Below are 20,681 nucleotides of genomic sequence, written 5' to 3'. Positions count from 1 at the left end.
TGAACGTTACGTAAACGGTTATCCGCAGAGGGCTTTAGCATAATGTCATATCAGGGGCGTAACAAAAAACCTTGATGTTTTACGCCGCAGCATTATTGGCTGCGGGGCAAACAAGTCAAGGATAGGGGGTAATCAACCGATTAAATAATATTAAAAATCGGGTTGGCAGGTAAAATGCATTGGTGTGCCATATTCAGGATGAGTGATATATAACTCCAGAGCATGTAACTGTAAGCGTGGTGCTAGGGATTTTGCCTCTTCGTGAGCATAGAAGCGATCACCAAGGATAGGGTGCCCTAAAGCCAACATATGTACCCGTAATTGATGGGAGCGGCCTGTAATTGGTGAAAGCTTAACGCGAGTTGCTTGCTCTTCATATTGCAAAACTTGGTATTGCGTTTGAGCTGATTTCCCCGTTTCAAAACACACCTTTTGCTTAGGGCGGTTTGGCCAATCACAAATTAGTGGTAAATCAATTAAGCCTTCTTCTTTTTCTAAATGGCCCCATACTCGAGCAATATAGACTTTTTTCGGCTCCCGTTCCCTAAATTGGCGTTTAAGCTCCCGTTCTGCGGCTTTATGCAGGGCAACAACCATTACGCCACTCGTCGCCATATCCAGACGGTGGACAGATTCTGCCGTAGGAAAATCACGCTGAATACGACTCATAATGCTGTCATGGTGCTCTGGCGCTTTTCCCGGCACAGAGAGTAGCCCGCTTGGCTTATTCACCACAATAATGTGGTCATCTTGGTATAACACAAATAGCCAAGGTTCAATGGCGGGATGATAGGGTTCCATCATAAAATATGTAGCTCCCAAAGCTCTTAAAAAATTCTCCCTCAGATGAGGGAGAAGTCAGTCATGATTTTAAATTAGGTTAGCTATAATTCAAACCGTTAATAATAATCGATATGAATGGGCTGCCGTGTATACATCTTACTGATGCGTCACCACAACTAAGCGAATAGCATCTAAACGCCATGTTGCTTGGTCAATATTAGTGATCAGTTGTTGGCGCTCTTCCTCGATAATATCCAGTTCTTCATCACGAATATTAGGGTTAACCGCTTTAAGGGCTTCTAAACGAGAAAACTCCAACGTTAGTGCTTTGTCGGCGGCTTCTTTAGCGCTCTCTATCAAGGCTTTGGCTTCTGTTTCTACCATAGGTTCAGATAAACGCAGTACAGAATGCACTTCATTTTGCACCGCATTGACCAATTTGCTCGCCATATGGCGGTTAATCGCATTTAATTGACGGTTAAAACTTTCAAACTCAACTTGAGACGATAAGTTATTGCCTTTTAGGTCAATTAATAAACGCACAGGCGTAGCGGGTAAGAAACGGCTAATTTGCAGGTGCTTAGGCGCTTGAGCTTCCACAACGTAAATTAACTCTGTCAGTAAAGTACCTACGGGGAGAGCTTTATTTTTTAATAAAGAAACCGCGCAGCTACCTGTATCGCTGGATAACACTAAATCCAAGCCGTTACGGATAATTGGGTGCTCCCAACTGATAAATTGCGTATCTTCGCGTGAAAGTGCCTGTTCCCTATCAAAAGTAATGGTACAGCCATCTTGAGGAAGGCCAGGGAAATCAGGGACTAACATATGGTCAGAAGGCGTCAGAATAATTAAGTTATCACTCTTATCTTCTTGGTTAATTCCAACGATATCAAATAAGTTTAGTGAGAAATTGACTAATTCAGTGTCATTATCACCTTCACCAATTTCTTGAGCCAATTGGTTACCAGACTCCCCGCCGTTGGAATGCATTTCCAGTAAACGGTCGCGCCCTTGTTCCAATTGTAATTTTAAGCTGTCATGTTCTTCACGACAGGTTTTGATAAACTCATCGAAACCGTCGGTTACCGTTGGGTCGGCCATAAATTGTAATAATGGCTGATAGTACTTATCGTAAATTGCTCGACCCGTTGGGCAGGTATGCTCAAAGGCATCTAAACCCTCGTGATACCAGCGCAGTAGAACGGATTGTGCCGTATTTTCTAAATACGGGACGTTGATGGTGATATCACGGTTTTGGCCAATCCTATCTAAGCGGCCGATACGCTGTTCTAAGAGGTCCGGGTTGAAGGGTAAATCAAACATCACTAATTGGTTTGCAAATTGGAAATTGCGGCCTTCAGAACCAATTTCAGAGCAGAGTAACACTTGTGCGCCTTCTTCTTCGGAAGCAAAGTAAGCTGCTGCACGGTCGCGCTCTAATAGTGATAACCCTTCATGGAATACGGCTGCACGGATACCTTCGCGTTCGCGTAAGACTTGTTCTAATTGAAGTGCGGTTGCAGCTTTCGCGCAGATTACTAATACTTTTTCATGGCGGTTAGCGGTTAAAAAGCCCATCAACCATTCAACGCGTGGATCGAAGTTCCACCAAGTTGCATTTTCACCTTCAAATTCTTGGTAGATTTGCTCTGGATAAAGCATTTCTTTGGCGCGTGTTTCGGTGTCTTTTTTTGCTCCCATAATACCTGCAACTTTAATCGCTGTTTGGTATTGGGTTGGCAATGGCATTTTTAAAGAATGCAATTCGCGGCGAGGAAAGCCTTTTACTCCGTTACGCGTATTGCGAAATAGCAGCCGGCTAGTCCCATGACGGTCCATTAACATGTTAATTAGCTCTTGGCGCGCAGCCGTACCATCTTCACTCTCAACATTTGCCGCTTTTAATAGCGGTTCGATGTCTTGCTCTTTAATTAATTCATTGAGCAAGTTTTGCTGGTCGTTTGTCAGTTTTTCACCAGAGAGCAGTAATGAAACGGCATCGGCAACAGGGCGATAATTTTCTTGTTCTGCAATAAATTCTTGATAGTCATGGAAACGGCTAGGGTCCAGCAAACGTAAACGCGCAAAGTGGCTTTCTTGGCCTAGTTGTTCAGGTGTGGCGGTAAGTAGCAGAATAGAAGGAACATTTTCAGCTAATGTTTCAATAACCTGATATTCACGACTAGGGGCTGATTCACTCCACTGTAAGTGGTGTGCTTCATCAACAACCATCATATCCCAGCCAGCTTCAACGAGTTGGTCAAAGCGTTGCTTACTGCGACGCACGAAATCGAGTGAACAAAGCACCAGTTGTTCAGTTTCAAATGGGTTATCACTATCGTGTTGTGCTTCGCTATAACGGCTATCATCAAATAAAGAAAAACGTAGGTTAAAGCGGCGTAGCATTTCGACTAACCATTGGTGCTGTAAGCTATCTGGTACAATAATTAATACACGCTCAGCACGCCCAGCGATTAATTGCTGGTGGATAATCATCCCTGCTTCGATGGTTTTTCCTAAGCCAACTTCATCGGCTAATAACACACGAGGGTGGTGGCGTTTACCCACTTCATTTGCGATATGTAATTGGTGTGGGATCAAACTGGCTCGAATGCCACGTAACCCTGTCGCTTGGTGCTTAACTTGCTCACTTTGGAATTTACGCGCACGATAACGCAAGGCAAAGCGATCCATACGGTCAATTTGGCCAGCGAATAAGCGGTCTTGCGGTTTATTAAACGTGAGCTTACTGTCAAGAAACACTTCCCTAAGACTTACATCTTTTTCTTGTGTATCTAAGCGAGTGCCGATGTAAGTTAATAATCCCTTGTCTTCTTCAATGCTTTCAACTTGAAGCTGCCAGCCTTCATGGCTAGTTATGGTATCACCTTCATTAAACATTACTCGGGTAATAGGGGCATCGCTGCGTGAGTAGAGGCGGTTTTCTCCACTTGCAGGGAAAAGTAACGTGACCATACGGGCATCAATCGCCACAACGGCACCTAATCCAAGTTCGCTTTCTGTATCGCTGATCCAGCGTTGACCAAGAGTAAATGGCATAGATTTAATTTAATTCCATAAAATTGAGAGTTTATTTTTAGATTTTTTAAGACAATTTTTATCGGTATCTTCGCTCATTATTGGTATAACCCGTTATGAGTCACACAAGGAAGAGTTCGAGTTATTTTTAAAAAAAGTCAGTACCTGATGATTAATTATACACATTTAATAATTCAAATTGCAGCAATGTGAGTGAATAGACCCATATCGTTAAGTGGAAAGGCTGTTGTGGGTTTATCACAAGGCATACCATTTGAATTATAACGAGTATCGTTGATTATCGCGCATTATTTGTGCAGTCAGATGTGCGATACATCAAAGGGGCGATATATTAATTCAACCAGAGCTTATCGTCACCTGTTAAAAAAACACCAAAGCGATATTAAATTTTAAAACAAAAGTGTAATTTGCCCAGTGAGTAAGGCATCAAAGTCATCTTGTAAGAAGGGGAGAATGGCATCAGCTATTGGCTTAATTTGTTTCAAAATATAGTGTTCGTAATCTGGCTTTGCAGTGATTTTTTCGAGGGGTTCTGGCCCTGCTTGGGTAATGATATAGCTGATCCAGCCACCATTTTGGTACTGTAAAGGGCGTTGCAATTTTAAATTATAGTCATCCGCAGCGCGGGCTGCTCGAACATGGGGGGGCACATTTTTTTGGTAATCGGTTAGTTTGCGCCGTAGGCGTTTACGGTAAATTAACCGGTCGTCATACTTCCCTGTTCGAATGTTTTTTATATATTCGCGAATAAACTCATGGTATGGCTGACGATGGAAAATGAGGGTGTACAGCTCTTTTTGGAATATCTGGGCTAGTGGCGTCCAGTCAGAGCGGATAGTTTCTAGCCCCCTAAATACCATAGTGTCTTTACTCAACCCCGCATAGCGTTTTTTACTGCCCATTTCCGCACCACGTACAGTTGGCATTAAGAATCGGCGATAGTGGGTTTCATATTCCAGTTCTAAAACACCATTTAATTGCAACTCATCCCTTAAATGGTTTTTCCACCAGTTATTCACGTAATCACGTAAGGCAAACCCTATTTTTTGCGCTTGTTCTTCATTGTGAGCCTCACGTAGCCAGACAAATGTGGAGTCGGTATCACCATAAATAACTTGATAACCTTGGGACTCAATCAGGCGTTTTGTGGTACGCATAATTTCATGCCCACGCATGGTAATCGACGCTGTTAGCCTTGGGTCGAAGAAACGGCAACCTTCTGCGCCCAATACCCCAGCAAAGGCATTCATAATAATTTTAAGCGCTTGAGATAACGGAGCGTTATGTTCTTGTTTGGCTTTATCGCGTTCTTGCCAAATATGGCTAACAATATCAGGCAAACAATGTGTTTTACGGGAAAACCATGCTTGGCGGAAACCCGGAACCGAATGTTGTGGGTCTGGGTGTGCTAACCCTTCGATCATCCCTGCGGGGTCAATTAAAAAAGTCCTAATAATTGAAGGGTATAGGCTTTTAAAATCCAAAACTAATACGGAGTCATATAACCCAGGTTGAGAATCCATGACAAAGCCCCCGGGGTTTAGCTGGGATTTTTGTTCCATCAAATTTGGAGCAACAAAACCAAGGCGGTGTAAACGTGGAATATACAGGTGAGAGAATGCAGCCACTGAACCGCCCATTTTATCCACGGCAAGGCCTGTTACAGTTGAGCGTTCTTGCAAGAATGCCATTAAATCTGTTTTTGCAAAGATGCGATGCACTAAAATGCAGTCTTGAATATTGTAGTGAGCCAAAGCGGGTTTATCATGGGCGAAGCGGCGGTTAATTTCATCCATTCTGTCGTATGGAGTATCAATCGCTTTACCTTCACCAAGCAATTCTTGGGCAACAAATTCTAAGCTAAATGACGAAAAGCTCCAAGTGGCTGCTTTTAAGGCATCAATGCCATCAATAATTAACCGGCCTTCAGCGGAAGCGAAAAATACCCCTTGTTTAAAACCATGTTCCCGCCATTCGAGTTTTTTACCTTGCCGGCCAAGTAATAGTGGAATGCCATAACGCTCAGCATGTTTTTGTAAAACTTGTAGGTCGAATTGGATTAAGTTCCAGCCGATAATGGCATCAGGGTCGTATTGTTTCAGCCATTCATTAAGTTTCTCAATTAATTGAGGCCGGCTATTCACATAGACTAGGCGGTGATCCCCCCCTCGCGCTGGCCCTTGAACTGGGCCTAACATAAACACGACGTTGTCATTGCACCCTGATAAGCCGATTGAATATAGCTCACCATATTGGCTCGTTTCTATATCAAGAGATACTGCTTTGATAGCGGGACGATAACCTTCACAGGGTTTAAGTTGATACTCACCTTGTTGAGTCTGAGAAAACCAGACTGGCGCAGTAATAAAGCGCTCCATTAAGTAGCGTTCACAAGGGCGAATGTCTGTTTCTAATAATTCGACGCCTAATTCACTGCAATTTTTGCTGAGATTTTGTAATTGGCGGTATTGATGACAATAAATGGCATACACTTTTTCCCGTTGAAAATCGGCCAATTCAACCCGCCGATAGGTGACATTAGGTTGGCTATCTAGCAAAGGCTTTACAATAGAAAGTTTAGATTCGGGTAAAAAACCAATCGCTTTTTGATAAGGAATAGTAATTTTTTGAGGGCGTGTGTCGGTAAGCAACCAATAAGTGACCTCGACACCTTGACGGGTGTCTCGCCAGTGGCGGCTAAGAATAAAGCCTTTTTCTGCGGAGGTCATAAGTTGAGACATTTAGCTACTCGCGTGACAAAATATCCTATAAATATACGCGAATAGTGTGAATTTATACAGTATTAATTGTGAGTTCGTGTCGAGATGTTAAGTAAGGTTGAGGCAGGACTTTTACCCTGCAATAACTGTTGAGTCGTACCATCGTAGGCAATCACACCATCAGCAATGACCAATGAGCGTGGTGCTATTTGTAGCGCATCATCAATATTATGTGAAACCATTAATAAGGTGATTGATTTTTCTTCACAAACTGATTTAAGCAACAAGAGCATTTCACTGCGTAGGGCAGGGTCTAAAGCAGAAAAGGGCTCATCAAGCAGTAAGATTGGTTGATCGCGGATAAGGCAACGGGCAAGGGCAGCACGCTGACGCTGCCCTCCGGAAAGCTGTGCTGGTAATCTATCTAAACAATCGCGCAGGCTAACATGATCAGCCATCAGCTCTACTTGTTGCATTTGTGCTTGAGTAAGCCGCAAGCTAGGGTGTAGCCCCAAACCAATATTTTGCCTAACGGTTAAATGTGCAAATAAATTATTTTCTTGAAATAACATGGAAACAGGGCGTTTTGCAGGGGGGGTAAAGGTATGGTTTTCGCCATTTAATTCAATAGCCCCAGTTTTAGCAAATTGAAACCCACTGATTAAACTTAATAACGTACTTTTCCCTGCACCACTGGGCCCCATAATAGCGACGCATTCCCCTGATTTTACTGAAAAATCAAATAACATAGTTAGGTTATCGTATTGGTAGTTCAGTTGGGTCAGTTTAATCATAATGTTTTCCTGAAATGCGTTCTAGCAAGCTAAATAAGCAAAAACAGAGCAATAATAGTAACATCGCAGTGACTGCACCATCATTTGTTCGATAAGCACCAATTTGTTGATACAGGTAATAAGGCAGGGTAAGGAAGTTTTCATTACCAAATAAGGCGACAACACCGAAATCACCGATGGAAATAACACAAGCGAATGCGAGAGCTTGTGCAATAGGTTTACGTAATGCTTTTAATTCAATGATTTTAAAGCGGTTGATGCCTGAAATACCCAATGACTGGCATAAAGGATTATAACGTTCTGCCATATCCCGCATAGGGTTTTCGAGAACCTTTAATGCGTAAGGAATAGCGAGTAAGGCATTTGTCATAATAACTAAAGGGTAGGGTGTTTCTGGTAACCCAATCGTTTCATTGAAAAAAATGAAGAAGCCTGTTGCTAATACGATCCCTGGCATAGCCAGAATAATTAGCCCACTCAGTTCGATAGCTTGACCAAGGCGTAAGGCTTGACGTAAACGCAATTCACGGCTGCTCCATAACAGCATTAAGGTCAATATAACGCAAACAAAGCCGGCACATAGAGCGATGAATAAGGAAGTGCTGGTGGCTTGCCAAAGCGCTGATTGTTGTAAAACAGACCAAAGTTGCCCATTTAAGCCATCTAAAATAACGGCTAAAAGCGGGGGGAGTAGCAATAGCATGGCCACAATGATAAACAATGCATCACGAATACGGCGAAACCAATTATCTGTTGGGTCAACCCATTGAGCTTGTTGACTAAAACCAACTGAAAATAAACCATTAATTTTTTGGCAAATAAACATCAGGCCGACACAGAAAAAAAGCTGGATAAGCGCTAAAATAGCGGCTCTTCCTAAGTCAAAATCGTAGTTGAGTGCTTGGTAAATCGCGAGTTCAATGGTTGTGGCAGCGGGGCCACCGCCGAGGGCAAGAACTGTAGCAAAACTGGCAAAGCACAACATAAAAATTAAGGCTGCAGTAGGCAGAATTTGCCGACGCAAATAAGGCCATTCTAAAATCGTAAATTGCTGCCATTCATTAAACCTAAGTTGTGCAGCAATTTGCCGCTGCTCAATAGCTATATTTTCTAATGATTGTAATAGCATACGAGTAGCTAGGGGCATATTAAAGAATATGTGAGCCAACAGAATGCCTTTTAAGCCATAAGGGGAGAATTGGTAGTTGATACCGAATAATTGGGCTAATTTTCCTAACCAACCAGTTTGCCCATAGACCGATAAAATACCAAATACTGCAACTAAAACTGGTAATACTAAAGTCATTGCACACAAACGTAGGAATAAAGTTCTTCCTACAAAGCGGCGGCGATAAAGGGCTCTAGCCAAAAAAATAGCAGGGGTTACCGAAAGAACGGCAGATAAAAAAGCCTGCCAGAAGGTGAAGCCAATCACATGCCATAAATAGCTATCGCTAATAATTTCATTAATCGATACTTCAGGCGCGAAAAACCAAAGTGCACCAAGACTAAGAAGTGCAACAGTGATTAATAAGCCGGAGGCGAGTGCCCCCGGCAGTAAGGACCGATTCATTAACGACTGACGGCGGCTTGCCATAAACGAGTCCATGTCTGACGTTGTTTGGCAACTTCTTGCGAACTAAATTGCAGCGCCTTATTAGGGAGTGGTAATTGGTTATACACTTCAGGTAATGGGGTATCAATAACCGGATACATCCAGTTTGTGGTTGGTAATGTATCTTGGAATTCAGGTGTTAAAATAAACTGTAAGAATTGCTTAGCTAGTTCAGGTTGAGGGCTGTTTTTAAGCCTTGCTGCCACCTCAACTTGCATATAGTGGCCTTCGCTAAATAATGCCGCTGCATAATTGTCTTTTTTATCATTTAGCATTTGATAACCGGGAGATGAAGTATAACTTAGGACAAAGTCACCTTCCCCTTTTAAAAACAAACCGTAAGCTTCACTCCAGCCTTTAGTGACCGTTAACGTTTTAGCCGCCATTTTTTGCCATGCATCGGCAGATTTATCACCATATAATTTTTCTATCCATAGCATTAACCCAAGCCCTGGCGTACTGGTTCGTGGGTCTTGGTAAATAATTTTCCAATTATTATCGCTAGTTAGCAGATCATCCATACTGGTTGGTGGTTGTTTTATTTTATTTGTGTCGTATATGAATGCGAAATAGCCATAATCATAAGGAATAAAGGTTGAGCTATCCCATTCAATAGGCAGTTTTAAGGCGTTGGTATTGATGTCAGCGGGTGCGAATAAACCTGTTTTTTCCGCAGAATCTAACAAGTTGTTATCTAAGCCTAAAATGACGTCAGCTTTACTTTTTTTGCCTTCCATTCTTAGGCGATTGAGTAAAGCAACACCATCACCCAATGCGACTATTTTTAAATCACAGTCACACTGTGCTTCAAAATTCTTCTTAATCTGTGGGCCCGGCCCCCACTGCGCAGCAAAGGAATCATAGGTATAGACAGTGAGTGTGGGTTTTTCGGCCCAAGCGAGTTGGCTAAAACTAAGTGCACTAAGCGTAAAAACTGATGCTATAATTTTGTTTTTTAACATGCTTTTTCCTGCGCTAAAAAAATAGTGACACAGGATTTGAGGGGAAACCGATGCATATCGGTAGCTCAAATCCCTACGCCGGTATTAACCGGATCAGGTTCTACGGGTTATTTCTCAGCCTAAACATATTTGGCACCCCGTTGAGACGTTCACTATTGTAGAGACTTCAGACATATCTGCAAACTGTATTGATATAGGTTTACCAGTTTGGGTATGTGTGAAACAATTAGGCATCTTTCAAATTTGGTTATTGAGGTAGTCTGTGATTGATGATGATGGCTACCGCCCGAATGTAGGAATTGTAATTTGTAATCGGCAAGGGCAAGTTCTATGGGCCCGCCGCTATGGTCAGCATTCCTGGCAGTTTCCTCAAGGAGGCATCAATCCAGGGGAATCGCCAGAACAGGCGATGTATCGTGAGTTATACGAAGAAGTCGGGCTACAGCGTAAAGATGTCAGGTTATTGGCATCTACCCGTAATTGGTTACGTTACAAATTACCCAAGCGTTTGGTGCGTTGGGATACAAAACCTGTTTGTATCGGGCAGAAACAGCGTTGGTTTTTACTTCAACTTCAATGCAATGATGCAGATATAAACGTGCAGCGCAGTAAATCGCCAGAATTTGATGGCTGGCGATGGGTCAGTTATTGGTATCCTGTCAGGCAGGTAGTTTCTTTCAAGCGGGAAGTTTATCGCCGTGTGATGAAAGAGTTTGCGCCAGTTGTTATGCCTCTACAGGAACAAAAATTACCGCAACGGCCTGTTTTTAATAATCGTAGGCGTGGGGCAAAGTAGCCGATGTTGATGCGTTTACGTGACATTGTCGAAAAAGTTGCTATGGCAACTAGTTTGGCAGATGCACTAGAAATATTGGTGAATGAAACTTGCAAAGCGATGCGGACGGATGTTTGTTCAATTTACTTAGCTGATCACCCTCGCCAATGTTATTACTTAATGGCAACCCGCGGGTTAAAAAAACCTAGCGGGATTGCTATACGCCTTGGTTTTGATGAAGGCGTGGTTGGCGCTGTCGGGCGTCAATCTGAAATGCTCAATTTGGCTGATATCCGCGAGCACCCCCAATATAAATTCCTTCCTCAACTCAAAGAAGAACAGCTCAAAGCTTTTTTAGGTGTACCTGTGGTCTATCGGCGTCAGCTATTAGGCGTTCTTGTCGTGCAACAGAGAGAGAAAAGGCTATTTAACGAAACTGAAGAATCTTTCATGGTGACGTTGTCGATGCAACTCGCGGTGATCCTATCGCAAGCTCAAACAAAAGGTGTTTTTGGGCAATATCGACAAAATAGAATTAAAGCCATACCCGTCTCACAGGGGATTTCAATGGCTTATGGTTGGCAAGATAACTCTCAGCCATCTTTTGAAAGTATCAGTCAAGCTAGTGCTATTGATATTGAAGGGGAAAAACAGCGCCTTATTACTGCCTTAGAAAGTGCAACTGCGGAATGCCGTCGTATTAGTAAACGTTTTATGGCTAGCTCTGCAAAAGAAAGCGCTGCAATATTTGATCTTTATAATCACTTGTTAAGTGATCCTCAACTTAAAAAACATCTCTTTGCAGCTATTGAAGATAAAGCAACCGCAGAATGGGCCGTAAAAACAGTCATTGAAAATTATGTCGAGCAATTTTCTCGCTTACGTGATCTGTACTTAAGAGAGCGAGGCGCAGACCTGAAAGCGTTAGGCCAGCGTTTATTATTCCATCTTGATGACTCATTAACACTGAACGAACAGTGGCCAGAACGTTTTATTTTAGTTGCGGATGAACTCAGTGCTAGCGTACTTGCTGAATTACCGATTGAGCAACTAATGGGTGTAATAGTGCGTGATGGGGCAACACACTCACACTCTGCTATTTTGATCCGCGCAATGGGGATACCTGCGATTATGGGGGCAGATATTGAGCCTTCGTTATTGCACAATCGCCATTTAATTTTAGATGGTTATCGTGGTGAAGTCTTCATTGAGCCGGAAAACCTGATTATTCAGGAATATCAGCAAATCATTGAGGAAGAAAATGTTATTAGCCGATTGGCGGAAGGCACCCTTGAGCAAGATGCAACACTGAAAGATGGTGAACAGGTCTGTATTTATCTCAATGCAGGTTTAAGCCCCCGTTATGAGCAACAAATTAATACTGGTGTTGATGGTATTGGCTTATATCGTACTGAACTTCCTTTTATGCTACATAATGGGTTTCCTTCAGAAGATGAACAAAAACAGCTGTATAAGGAAGTACTACAACTGTTTCCCTCAAAGCCTGTGGTACTAAGAACTTTGGATATTGGTGCAGATAAACAGTTACCTTATATGCCAATTAGTGAAGAGAACCCGAGCTTAGGTTGGCGAGGGATCCGGATCATGCTAGACCAGCCAGAAATATTTTTGATCCAATTAAGGGCGATGCTGCGAGCTAACGCGCTTTCAGGCAATTTGCGTATTTTATTGCCGATGGTAACCAGTATAAATGAAATTGATGAAGCTATTGTCTTGATCAAAAGAGCAAAAGAAGAAGTGAGCCTGTTGCTAGGAACACCTATCAATATGCCGCAAATAGGGGTAATGCTGGAAGTTCCCTCCCTATTATTTTTACTACCAGAAATAAAAAAGCGGGTTGATTTTATTTCGATTGGTACCAATGACTTTACACAATATTTACTTGCTGTTGACCGCAACAACACACATGTGGCGGCACTATATGATAATCTTCATCCCGCGGTTGTGCGTTTTTTAGCGAAAGTGAGTGAAGAATGTCAACGTATTCAGCTGCCTGTATGTGTTTGCGGTGAAATGGCGGGGCAGCCACTTAGTGCCATGATATTGATTGCGCTGGGGTATCGTTCTTTAAGTATGAGCGGGCGTAGCGTTCCTCGTATGAAATACTTAATCCGTCAGCTAGACCCAGCCTTGATGTCTGAGCTAGTGCCAAAACTATTGGCCGCAGAAACCTGTGATAGCATCAGACAGGAGGCAAGTGAGTTTATGGAGAAACATCGTTTAGGTGGCTTTGTACGTGGTGGAATTTAATTCAGTCATCATGTCTGGACTAACGTCAATGATGAGTGCCTCTCTGCTATTGGCGCTTATGAAGCCAAGGGAGCGCTATTTTAATTAAGTGTTTAAATTAGGTGGGAGCAAATAATTTTGAGTATAAATTACTATACTTTTTATTGTATGCTTTCGTGTGCTTCGAATAAATTGAAGTCTATTGAATATTTTATAGCCGATGACTGATTGGCTTAATTATTAAAAGTGGGGAACGATGAGTAACAGCTACTTAGCATTTCCGGAAATTGATCCTGTTATGTTCTCAATTGGGCCAGTATCGCTGCACTGGTATGGTTTTATGTACCTTGTGGGTTTTGTTTTTGCACTATGGTTGGCTGGGCGACGTGCCGCAAAGCCTAATAGTGGATGGACAAAAAATGAGGTTGAAAATTTACTCTATGTTGGGTTCGTAGGTGTATTCGTCGGTGGCCGACTTGGTTACGTTTTCTTTTATAATCTTCCTGTTTTTCTTGATGATCCCCTTTATCTGTTTAAAGTTTGGGATGGCGGGATGTCATTCCATGGCGGTTTAATTGGTGTAATATGCGCCATGATGTGGTTTGCCCACCGTACACGCCGCCGTTTTTTACAAGTTTCAGACTTTGTTGCTCCATTGATCCCATTTGGTTTAGGTATGGGCCGTATAGGTAACTTTATTAATGGGGAGCTATGGGGACGAGTGACACTGGATACGCCATGGGCATTTTTATTCCCTCATTCGCGCAGTGAAGATATTCAACTTGCAGCCCAAGACCCGTCATTATTACCTATTCTTGAACAGTATGGTGTGCTACCAAGGCACCCGTCTCAGCTCTATGAGATGTTCTTAGAAGGTATTGTCCTATTCCTTATTCTTAATTTATTTGTTCGTAAACCTCGCCCAATGGGGAGTGTTTCCGGGCTATTTTTAATTGGTTATGGTGCATTTAGGATCATAGTTGAGTTCTTTAGGCAACCAGATGCCCAATTAGGGTTATTTAGTGGGATCAGTATGGGGCAAATTCTATCAGTCCCAATGATTATTGTTGGTATTTTGATGATTGTATGGGCTTATAAATATGGTAAAAACATCCCAGCACACAAGCCATTAAAAGAGCCTAAAAACAGTTAATTAACCCGATTGTAAGGGCTAGCTGTACACCTTAAAACGACTCTTTTATTAAAGGAAAAGGGTAGGGTGCTAGCTAGCCACTTAAGTTATTTTGAATAAGAGAGTGACTATGAAGCCGTATCTTGAGTTATGCCAACGTATTATTGATAAAGGACAGTGGGTTGAAAACGAGCGGACAGGTGTTCGCTGCTTAACGGTTATCAATGCTGACCTTGAATACGATGTTGGCAATAACCAGTTTCCTTTGATTACGACTCGTAAAAGCTTTTATAAGGCTGCAATTGCTGAGCTCCTTGGGTATCTACGCGGTTATGATAATGCAGCTCAATTCCGCGAAATTGGTTGCAATACTTGGAATGCTAATGCCAATGAAAACCAAGCATGGTTAAATAACCCCCATCGTAAAGGGGAAGATGACATGGGGCGAGTATATGGTGTTCAAGGTCGCTCATGGCAACGTCCCGATGGTACGTATTTAGACCAACTGAAAAAAGTCGTTAATAATTTAAAAAATGGCATTGATGACCGCGCGGAAATCATCACTTTTTATAACCCCGGCGAATTTGAAATGGGTTGCCTGCGTCCTTGTATGCACACTCATACGTTTTCACTGTTAGGTGACACCCTTTATTTGACATCCTATCAACGTAGTTGTGATGTTCCGCTTGGTCTTAATTTTAATCAAGTTCAGTGCTTTGTTTTACTTGCATTAATGGCTCGTATTACTGGTCATAAAGCAGGTAAGGCTTACCATAAAATTGTAAACGCACATATTTACGAAAATCAGTTGCCTTTAATGCGAGATGTTCAGCTAAAACGTGAACCTTTTGCGTCTCCTTCATTGGTTATTAACCCTCAAATTAAGTCATTGGATGATATTGAAACTTGGGTAACCACAAATGATTTTACTTTGGAAGGGTACCAATGCCATGAAGCAATTAAATACCCTTTCACTGTGTAATAAATAAATTGTTTGATAGCTAAGGTGGCCTGAAAGTAAAAGTCACCTTAGTGTTTTTATTCGTGCATACCACATTTCCCTCCTTTGGTTGTTTCTATCCTTTCGTTGAATCCAATCTTGTCTGGCTATCAAAATTTTTTCTTGTGTTTATTTCTACATGACTACTTTTTTGCGAAAAGCTTCGCAAACATGGCTAAACATTGTGTGAATTCCATATGAGGTTGCGAAGCTCTACGCAAGATGGATCAACCTAACTCGCTATATAGTTTTTTTTCGCCAATATCCACTTTGTGTATAAAACATGGAAGAAAAGGCGATGAAACAGAAGCAAAGTCATACCCAACATGGGTTCACTTTAATTGAAATCCTCTCAGTGTTATTTATTTGTTCTTTAACAACTTTATCTGGTATGCATCAGTGGAAACAGCATCTAGAAAAGCAACGGTTAATTGATGCTGCAAGGCAACTATCTGAGTTTATTTATAGTCATATGATGGAAGGTGTTTACTTAAATAGGCATCAGTTGTTATCAATCAAGATTGGTAAGGAGGGCTGGGGGATATCTGTAAAGGATGCGAATACCCGCCAAGAAATAGGGAAAATAACAGCAGATAAGTATCAAGGAATTGAACTTATTAGGGCTAGTCGTCACTCAGTCGATTTATATGGCAAGCAAGGTACAAGCCGCGCGTTTAGCTTCGAATTAAGAAATAAAGATACTGATATTTCTATTTATATTTCGGCCTTAGGGCGGATTAGGGCTTGCAGTAAGAAAAATATTGTTGGGTTACCCAAATGTTAAACAGGGCTAGCATTGATGGAAATAAAACACCAGATAAAAACCAAGGTGGTTTTACATTAATTGAAATGTTAATAGCAATAGTAATAAGTAGCTTTGTATGTGTTGCTGCTATGAATAGTATCCCCGCCATTTTTAAGCAAACTTATCGCGCTTATTTCCAATATCAACTTGATAGAGAAGTTAGGCAGGTCTTGCTGAATATGGAAAAAGACTTCAGGCGTATTGGTTACTGTAGCAGTGCTCATTGTACTGGTGAGCCAATAAAAATTAGTGCTAAGTTCCTGAGTAAAATTAATAACTCGTGCATAATTTTTGCTTATGACCAAGACCTGTCTGGGCAGTGGGAAAATATTAAATCAAAAAAGACAGAGACTGATTATTTTAGCTATCGTTTTAATGGTGAGAAATTAGAATCTAACCGAAATGTTAGAAACTGTGATGGAACTCGTTGGCAATCATTGTTCGACCCTAATGTTGTTAAGGTCAAACGGCTATCGTTCAATTTGTTGAAAAACAAGCGAATATTAGAAGTGTTTTTAGCAGTAGAAACTCGGTTGTTACCTAATCAAGTATTTAATTACCAGTTTGCTGTATTTCTTAGGAATCTATAATGGGGCTAATAAAGCAGCAAAATGGGAGTGTCGCTTTAGTGATGGTGGTTGTGCTAATGACCATGGGGTTGATACTCATTAAATCACTGCATTTTTACCAAGAGCGGGCTTTCGAAGAATGGCGCAAAGAAGTTCGGTATTTTAGCGGGTTTAATCGAGCAGAATCGGCACTTGCTTGGGGAGCTACACTATTGTGGGATATCCATTCACGTAACTATAAAACTTGGTTTTGCCAGCAAAATACAAACCGGAAATGGAAAACTTGCCTAAAACATTACAAAGGTTCAAATTTTATTTTATCGGGGCAAAGTGATTATCAGTTTGGTTTAGAAATAAAAGTTTATCGTTGGGTTATATTGGATGTTAATAAGCAGCAAGTTATACCGCGTTCGAAGGGCTGGTTAGACTATTGCCCTGTGACAAAAAAAGGGTTTTGCCAGTGAAAATAGAACAGCAAGGCTTTGCATTAATACAATCAATCATTGCAACCGCAGTTTTTGCTATCTTATTAATAGCTTTGCTAAACTATACGCAATATATCGTATTGAATTTTAATCAATTGTATAAAGATTCAACGGCGGTAAGGGTCTTGCATAGTCGATTAGAAAAGCAGGGGGCAGTCGGTGATGAAACCTATTCTGAGGAAATCTCTTCCATTGGGGAGGTTTTACGTTACCCTGAATGGAAAATAGAGCAAACTCTTACGCACCCTGTTAAATATTGTACAGAGTCGATGGCTTCACTACTAATTTCAAGGCAGCGATTTTCGTTAAGCCGCTGGTACTGCTCAATAGGAGAGCATCATGTTTCAGGTTTATCATTCTAATCAATTAGATTTATTAAAAGAGTTAATTGCTCATTTAATGAAAAATGAACCACTTCCTCACCCTTTTGAGCAAGAAATTATTTTGGTGCAAAGCCCAGGTATGTCTCAGTGGCTACAAATCGAGTTAGCAAAGCAATTTGGCATTGCTGCAAATATTAATTATCCATTGCCAGCAACATTTATTTGGGACATGTTTAGGCGGGTACTCCCTGATATTCCTAAAGAAAGTGCATATACGAAACAAGCAATGACATGGAAATTGATGACAATATTGCCAACCGTGATTGATGAAGAAGAGTTTGAACCTTTAAGGCATTATCTTCAGCAAGATACAGACAAACGCAAGCTGCATCAGCTTGCAGGGAGAATTGCTGATTTATTTGACCAGTATTTAGTTTATCGTCCTCAATGGGTTGAAAAATGGCAGCAAAATGAAGAGATTGAAGGGTTAAGCTCGAATCAATTATGGCAAAAGCGCTTGTGGCAATGCCTTGTTGATTATTCAAACGAATTAAAGCAACCGCCTTGGCACAGGGCAAATTTATACCAAAGCTTCATTAATAAGCTGTTAGAAGTACCTGATTTAGGAAAAATGCTACCAAAACGTATTTTTATTTGTGGCATTTCATCATTTCCACCTACGTATTTGCAGGCTCTTAATGCTATTGCAGAACATACGGACGTTCATTTAATGTTTAATAACCCCTGCCGCTATTATTGGGGGGATATTCAAAGTGCATCATTTTTAGCTAAGTTACAACAGCGTAAGCTACGTCATTATCTTGATAAACATGAAATTTCTCGGTTTAAGGCCGAAGAACATAGCCCGACCTTATTTAATGAAAATGGTGAGCAAAATATTGCTAACCCATTGTTAGCGTCGTGGGGGAAACTTGGTAGAGACAATTTATATTTTATTGCCCAACTTGATAACGCCAATGAAATTTCTGCGTATGTAGATACAAAGCGTGCAAATTTATTAGAAAATATACAGCAAGATATCTTAGATCTGGAAAATCATGCACAGCTAGGAACGACATTAGAAAGTTATGAAACGAGTTCAGGCAAACGTCCAATAAGTGAGCTGGATGAATCTATAACATTTCATTCGTGCCATAGTGCGCAGCGGGAAGTTGAAGTATTACAAGACCGGTTATTAGCACTTTTTGAGCAAGATCCGACATTAACTCCGCGTGATATTATTGTGATGGTTGCGGATATCGATAGCTACGCACCTTATATTCAGGCTGTTTTTGGTAATACGGCATCCTCTCGCTATATTCCATTTTCAATTTCAGATAGAAAAGCACTACAAGCTCACCCAATCTTACAAGCATTTATTACGCTACTCGATTTACCTCAAAGCCGTTTTTCGACGGAACAGGTGCTTTCTTTGCTTGAAGTCTCCTCTTTTTCCCGCCGATTTGGGATCGATGAAAGCGAGTTAAGTTTATTGCGTCGATGGGTTAATGAATCGGGGATCCGCTGGGGGCTTGATGATGATAATGTACGCTCTTTTGCTCTCCCTGTTATTGGCCAGAATACTTGGGAATTTGGCTTAAGCAGGATGTTGCTTGGTTATGCAATGGATAGCCGAAATGGTCCTTGGAATGGTATTTTACCATATGATGAATGTAGTGGGTTAGCCGCGCAACTTGCTGGCAAACTCGCATTATTAATAAATACATTAAGGGAATGGCGAACCTTATTAGAGCAAGAACGTTCACTGAGTGAATGGAAGGAGCTTTGTCAGCCATTACTGGATAGCTGTTTTATGGTTGATAGCGAAACTGAGTTAGTATTAACGTTATTAACAGAACAATGGCATCAAATTATTGATAATGCGATAACATCAGGATACGACAAGCTCATTCCACTTCGTTTAATCCGTGATGAACTCTCAGTGCGTTTTGATGACGAGAAGATAAGCCAGCGTTTTTTAGCAGGTTCGGTTAACTTTTGTACTTTGATGCCAATGCGCTCAGTCCCATTTAAAGTTGTTTGCTTATTAGGCATGAATGATGGTGCTTATCCTAGAAATATTCCACCGCTAGGCTTTGATTTAATGGCTGAAAAATCAGTCCGAGGGGATAGAAAACGGAGGGACGATGACCGTTATCTATTTTTAGAGGCATTGAACTCAGCAGCTAAACAACTCTATATTAGTTATATAGGGCTATCTATTCGTGATAATCAACCTTGTAATCCATCAGTATTAGTGACGGAATTGCTTGATTATATTTGCCAAAGTTTTTGTTTGGTAGGCGATGAGTCGCTTACCATCGATGAAAGTGCTAAGCGTTTAAATCAAAGGTTAGTTATTCAACATAATAGAGTACCATTCGCAAAAGAAAATTTCCTCCCTAAAACACCTTACCAAAGCTTTGCTAGTGAGTGGTTACTCGCAGCAAAAACAGCCAATAGAGTTGATGAACCATTTTGCTCTGTACTTGAAACTCGAGAACCTATTACGGATATTTCTCTCGAACAATTGTTACGATTTTATCGTCACCCAATTCGGGCGTTTTTCCAACAACGGTTAAAAGTGCATTTTTCAATTGAAGAAACAGAGTTACCAGAAGAAGAGCCATTTACCCTTGGTCGGTTACAACGTTATAAAATTAATGATCAAATTTTAGATTTGCTTGTCAAAGATGAAAGCCCAGATCCATTTTATTTCGCTTTGAAAGCTTCAGGTCAGTTACCGGCTAAGCAATTTGGCCAGCTTTTTTGGGAGCAGCAGTTAACTGAGATTTTACCATTAGCTGAAAAGGTTAAAGAATATGACAGGCAACTTTTTGACTACCCTATTGATTTTGAAATAAATAGGGTAAAAATTACTGGGGTACTTAAAAATGTTCACGAGACAGGTTTATTACGCTATCGACCAGCTTACTTAACCGCTAATGATGGGGTCCAGTTATGGATTGAGCATTTATTATTTAACTCGCAAATTGGTGAAGGGGACAGCCTATCACTAGGTAGGGATAATAGTATTTGGCAATTTTCATCTATTAGCAAAGAGGATGCCTTGGGGTATCTACAAGACCTAATAGCAGGGTACTGTGAGGGTTTTGATTCGCCCCTAATCCTTCTAAATCAAAGTGGTTGGAATTGGATAACGGCTTGTTTTGATAAAAAGACAAAGCAGTATGATTTTTCAAATGAAGAAACACAACAAAAAGCACTGTCGGCTTTGCTTCAAAGTTTGCAAGGAAGCCAAATGAAAAAAGGTGAGATGGAAGATGATTATGTGTTGCGAGCATGCAGAAATATTGATAGCGCTATGATCCAATCGCTTTTATTAAACACTCAGCGGTTCTTATTGCCGATGACAAAATACTTGAAATAACGGGAGAGCACCAT

General features: G+C 41.2%; 15 protein-coding genes and 1 riboswitch. Of the genes, 9 read left to right on the top strand and 6 right to left on the bottom strand.

What is annotated here, in order from left to right; all coding sequences use genetic code 11:
* Window positions 1-150 precede the first annotated feature (150 nt).
* From rluA to thiB, 6 genes are all read right to left on the bottom strand, one after another.
* Window positions 151-804, bottom strand: coding sequence for a bifunctional tRNA pseudouridine(32) synthase/23S rRNA pseudouridine(746) synthase RluA (gene rluA, locus ACIPUA_RS21435; RefSeq protein ID WP_449060122.1), 654 nt, complete (start codon window positions 802-804; stop codon window positions 151-153).
* A gap of 135 nt (window positions 805-939) precedes the next feature.
* On the bottom strand, window positions 940-3,846 hold the full coding sequence (rapA, locus tag ACIPUA_RS21430; RefSeq protein WP_042846001.1) for an RNA polymerase-associated protein RapA: 2,907 nt from the start codon (window positions 3,844-3,846) through the stop codon (window positions 940-942).
* Window positions 3,847-4,235: 389 nt separating this feature from the next.
* A complete protein-coding gene (locus tag ACIPUA_RS21425; RefSeq protein ID WP_449060121.1) occupies window positions 4,236-6,587 on the bottom strand; it encodes a DNA polymerase II in 2,352 nt (783 codons plus the stop codon).
* 62 nt (window positions 6,588-6,649) lie between these two features.
* On the bottom strand, window positions 6,650-7,360 hold the full coding sequence (gene thiQ / locus ACIPUA_RS21420; protein ID WP_449060120.1) for a thiamine ABC transporter ATP-binding protein ThiQ: 711 nt from the start codon (window positions 7,358-7,360) through the stop codon (window positions 6,650-6,652).
* Window positions 7,353-8,957, bottom strand: a complete 1,605-nt coding sequence (gene thiP / locus ACIPUA_RS21415; protein WP_449060119.1) for a thiamine/thiamine pyrophosphate ABC transporter permease ThiP — start codon at window positions 8,955-8,957, stop codon at window positions 7,353-7,355. Before thiP ends, thiQ begins: the two co-directional genes overlap by 8 nt.
* Window positions 8,933-9,937: a thiamine ABC transporter substrate binding subunit gene (gene thiB / locus ACIPUA_RS21410; protein ID WP_048606295.1), complete on the bottom strand. Its 1,005-nt coding sequence runs from the start codon at window positions 9,935-9,937 to the stop codon at window positions 8,933-8,935. Before thiB ends, thiP begins: the two co-directional genes overlap by 25 nt.
* Before the next feature lie 52 nt (window positions 9,938-9,989).
* A riboswitch (TPP riboswitch) is annotated at window positions 9,990-10,087 on the bottom strand.
* Between the two features lie 112 nt (window positions 10,088-10,199).
* Here thiB and rppH point away from each other — a divergent pair.
* The 9 genes from rppH (at window position 10,200) to recC (ending at window position 20,667) form a co-directional block, all read left to right on the top strand.
* Window positions 10,200-10,733 carry an RNA pyrophosphohydrolase gene (gene rppH, locus ACIPUA_RS21405; protein WP_042845994.1) on the top strand — a complete coding sequence of 178 codons (534 nt, stop codon included), beginning with the start codon at window positions 10,200-10,202 and terminating at the stop codon, window positions 10,731-10,733.
* A gap of 3 nt (window positions 10,734-10,736) precedes the next feature.
* Window positions 10,737-12,983, top strand: a complete 2,247-nt coding sequence (gene ptsP, locus ACIPUA_RS21400; protein WP_181468729.1) for a phosphoenolpyruvate--protein phosphotransferase — start codon at window positions 10,737-10,739, stop codon at window positions 12,981-12,983.
* A 235-nt stretch (window positions 12,984-13,218) separates the two neighbouring features.
* Window positions 13,219-14,115, top strand: a complete 897-nt coding sequence (gene lgt / locus ACIPUA_RS21395) for a prolipoprotein diacylglyceryl transferase (RefSeq protein WP_042845990.1) — start codon at window positions 13,219-13,221, stop codon at window positions 14,113-14,115.
* A 109-nt stretch (window positions 14,116-14,224) separates the two neighbouring features.
* Window positions 14,225-15,076 carry a thymidylate synthase gene (locus tag ACIPUA_RS21390; RefSeq protein ID WP_042845989.1) on the top strand — a complete coding sequence of 284 codons (852 nt, stop codon included), beginning with the start codon at window positions 14,225-14,227 and terminating at the stop codon, window positions 15,074-15,076.
* 316 nt (window positions 15,077-15,392) lie between these two features.
* Window positions 15,393-15,878, top strand: a complete 486-nt coding sequence (locus ACIPUA_RS21385; protein WP_225833046.1) for a prepilin-type N-terminal cleavage/methylation domain-containing protein — start codon at window positions 15,393-15,395, stop codon at window positions 15,876-15,878.
* Entirely contained in the window at window positions 15,872-16,489 is a 618-nt protein-coding gene (locus ACIPUA_RS21380; protein WP_048606299.1) for a prepilin peptidase-dependent protein, read from the top strand. Before ACIPUA_RS21385 ends, ACIPUA_RS21380 begins: the two co-directional genes overlap by 7 nt.
* Window positions 16,489-16,932, top strand: coding sequence for a DUF2509 family protein (locus ACIPUA_RS21375; RefSeq protein WP_042845985.1), 444 nt, complete (start codon window positions 16,489-16,491; stop codon window positions 16,930-16,932). Before ACIPUA_RS21380 ends, ACIPUA_RS21375 begins: the two co-directional genes overlap by 1 nt.
* Window positions 16,929-17,315 (top strand): type IV pilus modification PilV family protein, encoded by a 387-nt coding sequence (locus ACIPUA_RS21370; protein WP_042845983.1) that lies wholly within the window; start codon window positions 16,929-16,931, stop codon window positions 17,313-17,315. Before ACIPUA_RS21375 ends, ACIPUA_RS21370 begins: the two co-directional genes overlap by 4 nt.
* Complete coding sequence (recC, locus tag ACIPUA_RS21365) at window positions 17,293-20,667, top strand: exodeoxyribonuclease V subunit gamma (protein WP_449060118.1); 3,375 nt, start codon at window positions 17,293-17,295, stop codon at window positions 20,665-20,667. Before ACIPUA_RS21370 ends, recC begins: the two co-directional genes overlap by 23 nt.
* The last annotated feature ends 14 nt before the right edge of the window (window positions 20,668-20,681 follow it).

It is taken from the genome of Providencia sp. AGC89 (genome assembly GCF_053543535.1).
The sequence above is the reverse complement of the archived record's forward strand: the minus strand, read 5'-3'. Positions and strand labels throughout refer to the sequence as shown.

Coding starts and splice junctions, on each gene's coding strand:
- rluA (WP_449060122.1), bottom strand. CDS start 804: ATGATGGAACCCTATCATCCCGCCATTGAACCTTGGCTATTTGTGTTA.
- rapA (WP_042846001.1), bottom strand. CDS start 3,846: ATGCCATTTACTCTTGGTCAACGCTGGATCAGCGATACAGAAAGCGAA.
- ACIPUA_RS21425 (WP_449060121.1), bottom strand. CDS start 6,587: ATGTCTCAACTTATGACCTCCGCAGAAAAAGGCTTTATTCTTAGCCGC.
- thiQ (WP_449060120.1), bottom strand. CDS start 7,360: ATGATTAAACTGACCCAACTGAACTACCAATACGATAACCTAACTATG.
- thiP (WP_449060119.1), bottom strand. CDS start 8,957: ATGGCAAGCCGCCGTCAGTCGTTAATGAATCGGTCCTTACTGCCGGGG.
- thiB (WP_048606295.1), bottom strand. CDS start 9,937: ATGTTAAAAAACAAAATTATAGCATCAGTTTTTACGCTTAGTGCACTT.
- ptsP (WP_181468729.1), top strand. CDS start 10,737: ATGTTGATGCGTTTACGTGACATTGTCGAAAAAGTTGCTATGGCAACT.
- lgt (WP_042845990.1), top strand. CDS start 13,219: ATGAGTAACAGCTACTTAGCATTTCCGGAAATTGATCCTGTTATGTTC.
- ACIPUA_RS21390 (WP_042845989.1), top strand. CDS start 14,225: ATGAAGCCGTATCTTGAGTTATGCCAACGTATTATTGATAAAGGACAG.
- ACIPUA_RS21385 (WP_225833046.1), top strand. CDS start 15,393: ATGAAACAGAAGCAAAGTCATACCCAACATGGGTTCACTTTAATTGAA.
- ACIPUA_RS21380 (WP_048606299.1), top strand. CDS start 15,872: ATGTTAAACAGGGCTAGCATTGATGGAAATAAAACACCAGATAAAAAC.
- ACIPUA_RS21375 (WP_042845985.1), top strand. CDS start 16,489: ATGGGGCTAATAAAGCAGCAAAATGGGAGTGTCGCTTTAGTGATGGTG.
- recC (WP_449060118.1), top strand. CDS start 17,293: ATGTTTCAGGTTTATCATTCTAATCAATTAGATTTATTAAAAGAGTTA.